We start from the raw sequence: 986 nt of genomic DNA on the forward strand, positions 1-986 counted from the left end.
CTCTTCAAACCCAGCCTAATATCTGCATCGTCTCTGAGGAGGTACTGGCAAAGGAACAAAGCCTTGATGATATCGTCACCTACATTGCTCAGATCGTGGCTGATAGAGCGAAAGAAGGCCTTAACTTCGGTACCGTATTGATTCCTGAGGGTTTGATCGAGTTTATCCCAGCAATGAATGCCCTCATTGCCGAGCTCAATGATCTATTAGCCCATGAGGGCGATGCATTTGCCAAGCTAAATAAGGAAGCTCAGAGAGAATTTGTGATAGACCGTCTTTCTGCAGAGAATAGCAAGGTCTTCAAGTCACTGCCAGAGGATGTGGCACGCCAGCTCACTCTAGACCGTGACCCTCACGGCAATGTACAGGTATCGCTGATCGAGACTGAGAAGCTCCTTGCCGAGATGGTTAAGGAGAAGCTCAAAGAGTGGAAGGCAGAAGGTAAGTGTGTAGGTAAATTTAGCATCCAGCGTCACTTCTTCGGGTACGAAGGTCGTTGTGCTGCTCCATCCAACTTTGATGCCGACTACTGCTATAGCCTTGGCTACAATGCAGCTCAATTGATTGCAGCAGGCAAGACGGGCTATATGAGCTCTATCCGCAATACTACTCGCCCTGCAGCAGAGTGGAAGGCTGGTGGTATTCCTATCACTATGATGATGAATATGGAGCGCCGCCACGGTTCTATGAAGCCTGTTATTCGCAAGGCACTGGTAGAACTTGAGGGCAAGCCTTTCAAGACCTTTGAACAGTATCGTGATAAGTGGGCTCACGAGACCTGCTTTGTTTATCCAGGACCGATCCAATATTTTGGACCTAGCGAGGTTTGTGACCAGACAACTGAGACTCTTCGCCTAGAGCAAGAGTAAGACTTAACAAGCATATTTAGAGGAGCAAAGGGAGATAATGAACTCCCTTTGCTCCTCTATTTTTATGATCGGATCAAAATGAAGGAAGAGAATGTTGCACGAAGTGCCATTCTCGCA

The 986-nt window shown here is 47.6% G+C and carries 1 protein-coding gene; it reads left to right on the top strand.

What is annotated here, in order from left to right:
- Positions 1-869 (top strand): 6-phosphofructokinase (locus QVO39_RS03945; RefSeq protein ID WP_502685061.1); only part of this gene is annotated, 869 nt, incomplete at its 5' end.
- Between the last annotated feature and the right edge of the window lie 117 nt (positions 870-986).

The organism is Porphyromonas sp. CAG:1061 (assembly GCF_000435035.1).
GTDB classification, from domain to species: Bacteria; Bacteroidota; Bacteroidia; order Bacteroidales; family Porphyromonadaceae; genus Porphyromonas_A; species Porphyromonas_A somerae.